General features: G+C 43.9%; 10 protein-coding genes. 3 read left to right on the forward strand and 7 right to left on the reverse strand.

Translation table 11 applies throughout. The features are described 5' to 3' along the window. The first annotated feature begins 75 nt into the window (after positions 1 to 75). Positions 76 to 1,242, forward strand: coding sequence for a glutathionylspermidine synthase family protein (locus B0X70_RS02730; protein WP_217470835.1), 1,167 nt, complete (start codon positions 76 to 78; stop codon positions 1,240 to 1,242). Positions 1,243 to 1,393: 151 nt separating this feature from the next. On the opposite strand, the gene B0X70_RS02735 is transcribed toward B0X70_RS02730, so the two are convergent. The 7 genes from B0X70_RS02735 to B0X70_RS02765 form a co-directional block, all read right to left on the reverse strand. After that, positions 1,394 to 2,224, reverse strand: coding sequence for a nucleotidyltransferase domain-containing protein (locus B0X70_RS02735; RefSeq protein ID WP_105394588.1), 831 nt, complete (start codon positions 2,222 to 2,224; stop codon positions 1,394 to 1,396). Between the two features lie 5 nt (positions 2,225 to 2,229). Next, the gene (locus B0X70_RS02740; RefSeq protein ID WP_181148295.1) at positions 2,230 to 3,402 is read right to left on the reverse strand and encodes an RtcB family protein; all 1,173 of its coding nucleotides are present in this window, start codon (positions 3,400 to 3,402) and stop codon (positions 2,230 to 2,232) included. Positions 3,403 to 4,702: 1,300 nt separating this feature from the next. After that, positions 4,703 to 6,475: an acetyl/propionyl/methylcrotonyl-CoA carboxylase subunit alpha gene (locus B0X70_RS02745; RefSeq protein ID WP_418889062.1), complete on the reverse strand. Its 1,773-nt coding sequence runs from the start codon at positions 6,473 to 6,475 to the stop codon at positions 4,703 to 4,705. Positions 6,476 to 6,489: 14 nt separating this feature from the next. Then, positions 6,490 to 8,097 carry a 5-oxoprolinase subunit B/C family protein gene (locus B0X70_RS02750; protein ID WP_217470837.1) on the reverse strand — a complete coding sequence of 536 codons (1,608 nt, stop codon included), beginning with the start codon at positions 8,095 to 8,097 and terminating at the stop codon, positions 6,490 to 6,492. A 17-nt stretch (positions 8,098 to 8,114) separates the two neighbouring features. Beyond that, entirely contained in the window at positions 8,115 to 8,873 is a 759-nt protein-coding gene (locus B0X70_RS02755) for a LamB/YcsF family protein (protein ID WP_217470838.1), read from the reverse strand. 63 nt (positions 8,874 to 8,936) lie between these two features. Beyond that, a complete protein-coding gene (locus B0X70_RS02760) occupies positions 8,937 to 9,953 on the reverse strand; it encodes a DUF979 domain-containing protein (RefSeq protein ID WP_040148919.1) in 1,017 nt (338 codons plus the stop codon). Continuing rightward, positions 9,953 to 10,681, reverse strand: a complete 729-nt coding sequence (locus tag B0X70_RS02765; RefSeq protein ID WP_036811671.1) for a DUF969 domain-containing protein — start codon at positions 10,679 to 10,681, stop codon at positions 9,953 to 9,955. The genes B0X70_RS02760 and B0X70_RS02765 overlap by 1 nt, the downstream gene beginning before the upstream one ends. A 436-nt stretch (positions 10,682 to 11,117) precedes the next feature. Between B0X70_RS02765 and B0X70_RS02770 the strand changes: the two genes are divergently transcribed. Then, a complete protein-coding gene (locus B0X70_RS02770; protein ID WP_217470839.1) occupies positions 11,118 to 11,780 on the forward strand; it encodes a GntR family transcriptional regulator in 663 nt (220 codons plus the stop codon). 346 nt (positions 11,781 to 12,126) lie between these two features. Continuing rightward, positions 12,127 to 12,363, forward strand: a complete 237-nt coding sequence (xreR1, locus tag B0X70_RS02775) for a cell morphology transcriptional regulator XreR1 (protein ID WP_071647112.1) — start codon at positions 12,127 to 12,129, stop codon at positions 12,361 to 12,363. Positions 12,364 to 12,399: the final 36 nt, after the last annotated feature.

The following is a 12,399-nucleotide window of genomic DNA, read 5'->3' on the forward strand; positions in this document are numbered from 1 at the left end:
GCATGATTGCTGAATTAAGCGTTTGTGCGATGATTTTTTCCAAGATTCAAATAAGCATTATCAAGGGTTAACATCATGCTTCAGATCCCAACCACACCTCGTCATGATTGGAAAGTGCGAGCAAAAGAATTTGGGTTTGGTTTTCATACAATCGATAATGAACCGTACTGGACGGAAGACCGTTACTACCAGTTTACTCTCAAGCAGATTGAAGAACATATTGAAGCTCCGACAGCGGAAATCCATCGGTTGAGTCTGCAAGCAGTAGAGCAAGTGGTTAACAGTGATGAATTGATGGCTAGATTCCAAATTCCAGAAGCGATGCGGTCACTGGTTCGCGCATCTTGGAAGCGCAGAGATCCAAGCCTCTATAGTCGTCTTGATTTTGCTTATGATGGTAAAAACCCGGCAAAGTTATTGGAAATTAACTCAGATACGCCGACCTCTATTTATGAACATGGTTTTTTTAGCTGGCTATGGTTGGAAGATAAAGTTAACCGTGGTGAATTGCCTCATGCTGCTGATCAGTTCAACTTACTACAGGAACTGCTTGTTAATCGCTTCTGTGAATTGAAACCTTTTTTGCCATTCAACACGCTTCATTTTGCCTGTTGTAAGGGCACGGAAGAAGACAAAGGTTCGGTTGATTACTTGGCTGATTGCGCCAAAGACGCAGGTATTCATGCCGAGTTTGTCTATATTGAAGATATTGGACTCAGCGAGTGTGGTAAGTTTACGGATAGTAATAACAAGATTATCGATTCTATATTCAAGCTGTATCCGTGGGAGTTCATGTTTCGTGAGGAATACGCTCAACACTTGGTTACGGCGGGTGTTAACTGGTTTGAGCCAATGTGGAAATGCATCACCTCGAATAAGTCAATTTTGCCATTGCTTTGGGAGATGTTTCCAGGACACCCAAATCTGCTTGAGGCTTATTTTGCCGATGATCCGCAAGCCAAGTGCTTAACTCACTACGTTATGAAGCCGATATTCAGCCGTGAGGGAGCAAATATTAGTATTCATAAAGATGGCAAGGTGGTTGAAGAAGTAGAGGGTCCTTACGGTGAGGAGGGTTACATTGTGCAGCAATATACCCCATTGCCAAAGATTGGCGATAGCCATGTTCTTATCGGTAGTTGGCTCGTTAATGACACGCCTGCTGGTCTATCGGTCAGGGAAGATATTGGCAGGATCACGAAGGATACATCACGATTTGCGCCTCATATTATTTTAGGTTAATGATTCTATAACTGTCTGTTTTTTTGAATAAATTTCCAGCCTAAAATAGAGAATTGATCTGTTTATTTCTGGAGCAGGGTGGAAGACCCTGCTTTCTGGCTTTTTGTAAACATCCAGCTTTATCGCTGAAATGTCATATATGTATGATTTCTTATCCGTTTTTTAACAGGTATTCTCCTTCTTCTTTATGATTATTGTGAAGTACTGTGTGCATCAGAAGTAGATCCAATTCGGTATCTGGGAGATGTTTTTTGTCTTTGAGTTCGCAGCGGGTAACTGAATCATCCAATTCGCGGCAGATAAAGTTATGAATGCGTTTAAAACGTGGACTATACTCCGTTTCGTCAGCGTTACGCTTGATGGCAAGTAGAGTCTGTATCTCTTGCATCAGCGCCGCGTCTGTAACAGTTCCGGCTAGCAGGGTGTCGAAGCGCATCGGTGGCACACCTTTACCAGCTTCGATCCAACGTACCGCCAGCAATGGACGTAGTATATAAAGGTATTTTTTCAGCCGAATTTTCTCGCCTTGCAGGTAACTACGAAAGTTTTTCTTTGCCATCGACAGATAGTGATATCGCGCTCTGTTGTTGGAGAAATAGTCTGGTAATAGGGCACGTAGCGCTGCCATAAACTCCACGTCTTCGTAGTAAATTACCGGTGAGTCTGCCCACTCCATCAGTGTTGGGTTGGCTCGTTTCAGCAACCCTAAAGTTTTACGCAGTTCCCAACCACAGATATCTAGCTCATTGCTGATCGGTAGTTCAATGACATCCCGAGAGGGATCGACGCGTAAGTACCATGATGGAGTATGTACATAAATAAAACGTACATCGTAATCACTGTTTGTTGAGGCAAATCCCCAACCGCGGCTACCTGATTCACAGGCGTAGAGTATTCGTATTTGCAGCTCTGTCTCAAGTTGCGCCAGTTTTTGGCATATGTGTTGTTTCATGATGTCACTGATACCAAATTTTTCTTTCATCTTGATTATCCTTTTACGCAAACCACTTGACGCAGGGTGTGAACGATTTCTACTAGTGAAGACTGAGCGGCCATTACGGCCTCAATGTCTTTGTAGGCCATCGGAATTTCATCGATGACGTCGCTGTCCTTGCGGCATTCCACGTGTGCCGTGGCACGCTTCTGATCCTCTATTGTGAAGCGTTTTTTCGCTGCTGTGCGGCTTAATACTCGGCCAGCGCCGTGACTGCATGAACAAAAACTCTGTTCATTTCCCAGACCACGTACAATAAAGCTTTTCGCACCCATTGAGCCAGGAATGATGCCCATGACGCCTTGGTGTGCTGCGACCGCACCTTTACGTGTGACTAACACGTTTTGGCCGAAGTGTTGCTCTTGTTGCACATAATTGTGGTGACAATTTACCGCTTCCATTATGGCAGTGAACGGCTTTGTTATTACCGTCGCCAGTGCTGCCAATGTATGCTGCATCATGACTTCGCGATTATGGCGGGCGAAGTTTTGCGCCCAACCGACCGCTTCTATATAGTCGGCAAAGTGACGGCTGCCTTCCTCAAAATAGGCCAGGTTACGGTCAGGCAGGTTAGCGATATGCTGTTTCATGTCCTGTTGGGCGAGAGTGATAAATAGATTGCCAATGGCATTTCCTACACCGCGTGATCCACTATGCAGCATTACCCATACCCGGTCAGATTCATCCAAACACAGCTCAATGAAATGATTACCGGTACCTAGTGTCCCTAAGTGCTGTTGGTTATTAGTTTTCAGTAATTGTGGATATTTATCGGTTAACCGTTTAAATCCGGTCTGCAACACGCTCCAATGGTGATCGACGGTTTTTGGCGGTTGCTGCCAAGCGCCTTTATCCTTATCACTACGGTTTGCTGTGCGTCCGTGTGGTACGGCAATTTCAATAGCATGACGGATAGCATATAGGTTGTCCGGTAAATCTTTGGCATGCAATGAGGTACATACTGCCATCATGCCACAGCCGATATCTACGCCTACTGCGGCTGGAATAATCGCCCCACGAGTTGGAATGACACTGCCGATGGTTGAACCTTTACCAAGATGTACATCAGGCATAACGGCTAAGTGGCTGAATATGAAAGGCATTTTTGCTGTGTTCAACAGTTGTTCACGCGCTTCCGCTTCTACCGGTACACCATGAGTCCACATTTTCACTGGTACACTGTTTGGCGCGGTTATCAACTCGTAATCGTTTGTTATCACATTATTCTCCTGGGTTACTTAGCTGTCACTATTATTATAATTTAAAGTAACGAATATTTTTTCTTTTTAATCAATGCTTCTGAATTTGTTTTTTAACTTAGTCTTCTTTTGGACCATCAGGAAAATATTGTAAATAAAAGTTTTATTTTACTATTAATATAGTATTCTGTTTAATGGTAATTGCAATTATTTGAGTTATTGTTTTGTTGAGTAATGTTGAAATTGTGATGCTAATCTATATAAAAATGTGTTTGTAAAAATATATATGGATTTATTATAGTTTTAAATTATGTTGGTAATTGTAAAGGAAATGTAAAACAATTAAATTATTTAATATTATGATGTTGTTGTAATAGTAAGTGTATATACTATTCAAATAGATGTATATATGTGCATAATTATCATATGGATATGAGTAATTATTAAATGAGTAATATTATCTTTTGATGAAATAATATTTATATGGTTAGAATAAAATAATAGTCTGAATTTAATGTATTTATTGGGGATATCAATGTGTGTAGTGTATGGACTATGGCGTTTTTATTTATTCTTATTAAGTTTTACTTGTATCCTATTGATATGAAAATATTTATAACTATATGTTTTTATTGTATTTTTATTTTTGTGTATTTATTGGTGTTGCCAAGTGTGGAAAATAAACCTCTACACTATTTATAACCGATAATTTATAATGAATTAATGATTTCTTATTGTTTAAATATATGTGAAAATAGTCACGGATTATCATGCCATTTGTCATTAACTAGATAAATATATATGGCTGTTATCACTTTATAATTATAAATAAATTACGGTTTTTTATTCTTTATTTGGTTCTTATATTTTTTTTTATTTATTATTGGCTTTAATAATCTCTCAATTTTAAATTGAAAAGCATGATATTAAAAACATTTAGTAAACATTTCTTTCAGATAAAAAAAGAGTTTTGTTAATAATTTGCGGAGTACGACAAATAAACAGTTGTTAAATTGTGTGATGGCTTATTTTCCTTATTGTCAATCTTAACGAAATGATTAAAAAACTGCCCTTAATAGTTATTTTATCCTATTCATAAAGGGGGTAATTATCTTCTTTTTCACGATATTGATTGCATTTTAGATTTAACCTCTTAATTAAAGTTGTGCGGAAATTATCCGCACAATTTGATGTTGTGTTGGGTAATGTGAATTTATGTGTCAAATGAGCTAATTAATTGTGATTAATTTGGCGATTATCATTATTATTAATCATCGTTAATACTTGCCAGTACATTTCCTGCCTGTTGATAACCGCCTTCTTCTGTATAGATAACGATTTTCCCGGAACGATGTGCGGTAAGTTGCGTTTCCATTTTCATTGCCTCCATGACAGCAATGACATCGCCTTGTTTAACTTCATCACCTTCCTGCACATACCAGCATTGTAGAACGCCAGATATTGGTGCTGAGACGGGATTTGGTGCTGTTATTGCCTCCCCAGTTTCACTACCTTTGTTCTCAGTGATGGAATTTTGCCCAGAATCAAGCAATGAAAGCCCTTTTAATAATTCGGCAGGTAGTCCCAGTTCATGCCGATGGCCATTAATTTCAATAAAAGTACGTGTTACCTGTTCTGGATAATGGTTTTCCTGACGCGGAGATATTTTTATGTCATTGATAAAGTCAGTTTCGATCCAACGTGTATGGACGTTAAATGTGTCATCGGAAATAAAATCAGGATGTTCCATTACTGCTTGATGAAAAGGCAATACTGATGCAACACCTTCAATCCTGAATTCCTGTAATGCACGTCGCGCACGGGCAATAGCTTGTTGGCGGGTTGTTCCGGTGACAATCAGCTTAGCCATCAGAGAATCAAAGGTGTCAGGGATGGTGGAACCTGCTGCAACACCAGAATCCAACCTTATGCCTGGGCCGGAAGGGGGAGAAAATACCGTCACCGTTCCGGGCGTCGGTAAAAATCCTTTACCCGCATCCTCTGCGTTAATGCGGAATTCAAAAGAGTGGCCTAAAGGGAGCGGTGTTGAGGTTAAGGATAAAGGTTTACCTTCTGCAATCCGAAATTGTTCTACCACAATGTCGATCCCTGTGGTTTCTTCAGTGACCGGATGTTCGACCTGCAAGCGAGTATTGACTTCCAGAAAGGAGATCGTGCCGTCGACACTGAGGAGAAACTCCACGGTACCAGCTCCGATGTAACGGGCTGCGGTGCAAATATCCTGTGCTGCTTGATGAATACGCTGGCGCTGATGTTCGGTCAAAAATGGGGCCGGCGCTTCTTCTACCAATTTTTGGTTACGTCGTTGCAGTGAACAATCGCGTGTACCAAGTACCACCACATTGCCATGTTTATCAGCCAGAATTTGCGCTTCAATATGGCGAGGTTTGTCCAGAAACTGTTCAATGAAACATTCTCCACGCCCAAAGGCCGCTGTTGCTTCACGAACAGCCGAATTGTAGAGTTCGGTGACTTCATCAAGCCGCCACGCCACTTTCATGCCACGTCCACCACCGCCATATGCTGCTTTAATTGCAATTGGCAGGCCATATTGTTCCGCGAACGCCAGAGCTTCCTCCGCGTTTTTCACCGGTTCTTCTGTGCCTGAAACCTGTGGCGCGCCTACCTGTTGGGCAATTTTGCGTGCTTTAACTTTGTCACCCAGAATATCAATGGTTTCTGGTTCAGGGCCAATCCAGATCAAGCCTGCATTAATAACGGCACGGGCAAATTCTGCCCGTTCAGCCAGAAATCCGTATCCGGGATGTACCATGTCGGCACCTGAACGTTTCGCAATATCTAATAATAGGGGAATATTAAGGTAGGTATCAGCGGGGCTGTTTCCACCTAAACTATAAGCCTCATCAGCCAGTTGTACATGTTGTGCATTGATGTCCGAATCAGCGTAGACAGAGATAGATTGTAAACCATAATCCCGGCAGGCACGGATGATACGGACGGCGATTTCACCGCGGTTAGCAATCAAAACTTTTTTCATGGGATGGTTTTTAATATTCATAGTCATTGCGGTACTCATGAGCGGCAATCGCTCTCTTTTATTTCGTGAAATTCAGTGATTGGGTTGAAACGGATACGGGCATTGACAGGAATTTGTCCCGCAAGATCGAGATGATAGCTGGCAACGGAACCAATGACTGGGTAGCCGCCGGTCAAAGGGTGATCTGCTAAAAACAGAACCGGTTGGCCACTGGCAGGAACCTGAATTGCGCCGGTGGTCGTTCCCTCACTCGGTAACTCTTTATGGTTAAGACGCGATAATGGTGTGTCGCCATACAGACGAATACCGACTCGGTTAGATTGTAGTGTAACTTGCCAAAGCTGGCTTTTTAGCAGGGATAGCGCTTCTGCGGTGAACCAGTCAGTGCGCGGCCCTAGAATAATGTCCAGTGTAACGATATCGTCAGTGGCGGGCATATTGAAAGCCGGGCTTTCATCCATTGATACAGCGGAACCCTGTGTGAGAGTCAGAATATCCAAAGTATCGCCTATAGCGATTGGACTGGGGCCAATGTGTGCCAGCGTATCGTAAGAGAGGCTGGAGAGAATAGGTTGTTTGGCAAAGCCGCCACGCACCGCTAAATAAGAACGCACTCCCGCTTTGGGCGTTCCTAGCGTCACTTTATCACCGTCACTCAGATCAACAGGCTGATAGCCATCAACCTGAAACTTTCGGCCAGATCCTGTTTGAACAGTGATTGGGCAGTCAGCGCCTGTGACAGCAATAATGACATTGCCATGAGAGATAAAGCTTAATCCTCCTTGCACAATTTCCAGACATGCATTGTCCGAAGGATTACCGACGATTCGGTTGGCGCTTTTCAGCGCTGTTTTATCCAGCGCACCGGCGGCAGAAATCCCTAAACTAGCCTGTCCTGAACGCCCTAAATCCTGAAAAAGTGTTTGTATTCCAGTGGTTAGGATTTTCAGTGAGGCGTGTTTATCAACCTGCGAAGATAAAACGTCCTCTATAGGCGTAATAGGGGGGACGGGGTTAGTGATTGTTGTCCCTTTGCCTTGATCTCTGAAACGTACCCGGAAACCGGGTTGCAACAGGGAAGAGGGAGAACGTGAGAGATCCCACATGCGCTCTGGCGTGGTACCGATGATTTGCCATCCTCCCGGACTGGCTTGAGGGTATATCCCACTGAATTCTCCAGCCAGACCAACTGATCCCGCGGGGATGCTGGCTCTTGGCGTCATTCGGCGAGGGACATGTAAACAGTCTGAATCTGCGGCTAAATAGGCAAATCCGGGGGCAAATCCGGTAAAAGCAACGGTGTATTCACTTTCTGTATGTCGCTTGATAACTTCCTGTGTGGTGATGCCGAGAATTTCTGCCACTTCAACCAGATCATCACCATTGTAATACACCGGGATTTCAACGAGTTTCCCGGTTGTCCTATTCAGTGTATTCAGGTTGCGGCCATTGATTTCTCTGGCAAGTTTGACCGTGGAAACCACATTGGGGCGGAATCGAATCAACAGTGTTCTGGCCGCTGGAATAATTTCTTCTACGCCTGCAATAGGGTGGGCGTTAAGTGAATCAAATAACGCCAGCGTTTCATTCAGATCGTGAAGCTCGACAATAATGGCATCTAAATTAACAGGTAAAAAACGCACTAAGTACTCCTGGGTATTTAAATAAAGGAGCGTACGGTGATCCCGGCTTGTTGCAGGGTGAGTTTCACCTGACGTGCCATTTCTACCGCGTCTGGGCTGTCACCATGAACACAGATGGAGTCCGCTTGAATACGGGTAAAACTGCCATTAATGGCTTCAACTCCCCCTTCGGTCACTAATTGCAACATACGTCGGGCAACGACATTAGCGTCATGAAGCACAGACCCTTTTTCTCGGCGGGAAACTAGCGTGCCTTGTGGGGTGTAAGCTCTGTCAGCAAAGGCTTCCGCGACGGTACGCAAACCGTTTTCCCTCGCTAAATCCAATATTTTTGAGCCGGCTAATCCAACCAGCGCTAAATTGTCATCTACTTCACGAATCGCCGTAATAACAGCAAGGGCTTGGTATTCATCATGGGCAATGGTGTTATACAGTGCGCCGTGCGGTTTAACATAACTTACGGTGGTTCCCGCCGCCGCCGCCAGACCTTTCAACGCGCCAATCTGGTAAATAACATCCGCGATCAGTTCATCACTAGAGATATCCATATTACGGCGACCAAATCCGACCAGATCGGGATAAGATACATGAGCGCCGATCACTACCTGATTTTTGTGGGCAGATTTTAAGGTTTGAAGTATCCCGGCAGGATCACCAGCATGAAATCCACACGCTACATTGGCGCTGGTGACAATACTCAGCATGGCGTTATCGTCGCCCATTTTCCATTGACCAAAGCTTTCGCCAAGATCGCTGTTTAAATCAATAAATTTCATCGTGATAACCTCAATAAGAAGGTTCAAAAGCGGTAATTAGAACGGTTTTCATGGGATCTCTCCTTACAAAAACATCAAAAAATAGAGCAGAAAAACATTGGCAATTAACAACGCTATTCCAGTGGGGATTTGTGCTTTAATGACCGCATTGCGATTTGGTAATTCCAGTAGTGCGGCAGGAACGATATTGAAGTTTGCAGCCATTGGGGTCATCAGTGTACCGCAATATCCCGAGAACATGCCGATGGCGGCCATGACCGCCGGATTACCGCCATGTTGCAGTACCAGAATGGGAATGCCGATCCCGGCGGTGACAATCGGGAACGCGGCGAAGGCGTTGCCCATTATCATCGTCAATAGCGCCATGCCGAGTATGTATGTCGCCACCGCGATAAATCGGTTATCCACTGCTAAATAGTGTTCTGTCAGGTGAGAAATTGCGGTACCGACACCTGCGACGGTGAATAATAGTCCTAGCGTAGCCAATATCTGTGGCAGGATAAACGCCCAACCGATGGAATCCAGTAAGCGACGCGCCTCTTGGGTTGATTGAGTTACATTTTCACGCGTCATTTTCAGTGCAACGCCATATCCAACTAAGCAGCCCATTGTCATGGAAAACAGCGTCACCAGCGTGGCATGATTGCCGGTACCGAACAGTACCAGTTGTAACCCAGGGACGTGGTTAAACAGTAATACGCCGATCACTGTGACGATAGGGATTGCCAGTGCGGGAAGAAATAGACGATTCCCCAAACGGGCGGCACTTTCCTGCCGTTGTTGAGGTGTGCGTTGATGGTAGCTACCCAATCGCACACCGCCAAAACCAGCCGTCAGCGCCATCAATACAACGATCAGCCCGACACCGATATGTAGCATCTTTTGGGCCTCGGCTTCGTTATCTGCCCATAGTGCTATTAAGCGGTAAGTCCAGTCGCCTACCAAAAATACGATGCCATATAACGCCCAGAACAGGCTGGTGGTCAGGCGGCGAGGGTTGGTGTGATCACGCCAGGACATTATTGCTACAGCCAACAGGATCACGCCTGCCAGCCAATAAAGATATTGTTGCTGAAACATTACTCCACCTTACTTCGATTTTTGTCCATGCTATTCAGTGCTGCCAGTCTGGTAGCGATCTGGCGGTCAAGACGGGACAAGCGGAACGCGTGGATCAGGAAGGCGCAGATGGCGGTAGGGATTCCCCACATAGCGATATGTAGCGGTTCTGTTTGGATGCCCCCAGACTCCAGCATAAAGTTATGCATAAAGATGATTGCACCAAAGGCGACGAAGATATCCTCACCGAAGAACAGTCCAACATTGTCGGTTGCTGCTGACATGGCCCGCAGGCGATAACGTACATCGTCAGGCAGGTCATGATGACGGTTTTCCGTAGCCCCTTCTACCATTGGCGCCAGCAAGGGACGCACCATTTGTGGGTGTCCTCCTAAACTGGTCAGCCCTAGCGCAGCGGTTATTTCACGAATGAACAGATAGATGATCAGCAACCGTCCGGCGGTTGCAGTTTTAATATTGCTAATCCAGGTTTGAGCTTGTTCTTTTAAGCCGTGTCGCTCTAAAAGGCCGATAGTTGCCAGCGGCAACAGCAAAATTAGTGGCAAATTTCGGGTATTAAGGAAGCCGGAGCCTAGCTTTTCCAGAATCGTTGTGATCGGCATATGTGCTGCCAGCCCGGTAATTATCCCTGCGACAATCACCACCAATACTGGGTTAAACCTAAGTAAAAAACCCACGACAATGACCGCGATGCCAATCAACGGCCATAGATTCACAATCTGTTGCATGTTGTGTCACCTCGGTGGAAAAAGATCGCGGTTGCTTGCTGTGTCGTCATAGGTTGAATTCCTGTGCGGTAGATAAATTGATATCCAAGCAATATGCGTACCATCGTTGGATAATTTGCACTTATTGTTAAATAATTGTTTTTGTATTGTTGAACAATAAATAGAATGAGGCGAAAGAATAGGCAAATAAAATTATTTTTTAATTATAAAAATGGAATGCAGATCACTTTTTACCCTAGTGATGCTCTATGATGGTGCGTTTAATGCACTATTGTGAGGCAATAATCATTCTGGCGTAGAAAACAGTCTGTGGGGAGGAATCTCTATGCTTGCTGGCAGTAGGTGAATGTGTGAAGATGCCTGCCATTCTTATCTTTGCAACCGGGAACTTGTGGTCAGGTTTGCTACATTTGGTCCGCTCTTTCAATTAATTATTATGAAAAAAGATAATTCCTCTCCTAAGACGTTAAGTGAAAAAGTTACAGATACTATCCGGCAAAAACTGATTATTGGAGAGTTATCACCCGGTCAACGACTATCAGAAGCGGCTTTGAGCGAACAACTTGAAATATCGCGTAATACATTACGTGAGGTTTTTCGTGTGCTGACTCAGGAAGGGCTACTGCGATATGAACCTAACCGTGGTGTTTTCGTCGCCACACCGAGTATCGCTTCTATTATCGATATTTATCGCGTTCGGCGGCTTATTGAATGTCAGGCATTGGCGCAATCTTATCCTATGCATCCTGCGGTTGAACACATGCGCGGTGCAGTCGAAATGGCTAAACGGTGTCGTGATACTCAGGACTGGATCGGTGTTGGAACCGCAAATATGGCATTTCATTCAGCTATTGTTGAACTGACTGACAGTGAACGGTTGATAACATTCTATGGGCATATTTCTGCGGAATTGCGTCTGGCTTTTGGTTATCTGAACGATCCCGAACTTTTTTATGTTCCCTATATTGATCAGAATGCCCATATTCTGGCGTTACTTGAGGAAGGTGAACCAGAAAGTGCGGCCTCCGAGTTAAAAAGCTATTTGGAGCAGTCAGAACGTACGGTATTAGCGGCTTATACGCGCAAAAATCGTGCTTAATAAATAAAAATTAAGATAATATCTGTGACTAAAATTTATTGATAGATTAATATATCTAAAGTTTTTTTCATGTTTTTGGTTTGTAACGTTATGTTTGTTTGGCTCCTCTCCAGCCAGACAAAGGCGGTAGTGTCTATAGGGATCAAGGAAGTGAATGATAAGAGAAGCTATATATGCCTTTTGTGCCATGATGTTGAACTTTTTAATCCTCCCAATGACAGATCACTTGGTTATTAAAACATAATTCATCGTATTTTTGCTGTAAGTCATATTAGTAACATGAGTTACAGGAAAACGTGACTTATAGTCCGTGGTTTGATAAGTAACATCGTTCGATACTTATCGAATGAAAAAACCTGACACGATAAAATCCATTTTTGGACAAAGAGTTAGATATATCAGAATGGCATCTGGTATGTCTCAGGAAGCTTTTGCCGATAAATGTGGACTTGATCGCACTTATATCAGTGGCATCGAACGTGGCGTCAGGAATCCCACGCTTGAAGTTATCAATGTTATAGCAAGTGGTTTACAGATCGAATTGAAAGATCTGTTTGATTTTGACGCGGAGAAAAAGGGTTAGACAGCTCTTCTCTGTGCCTGCTGCTTAGACTCAAAA

Source organism: Photorhabdus akhurstii (assembly GCF_019090985.1).
Classification (GTDB): domain Bacteria; phylum Pseudomonadota; class Gammaproteobacteria; order Enterobacterales; family Enterobacteriaceae; genus Photorhabdus; species Photorhabdus akhurstii.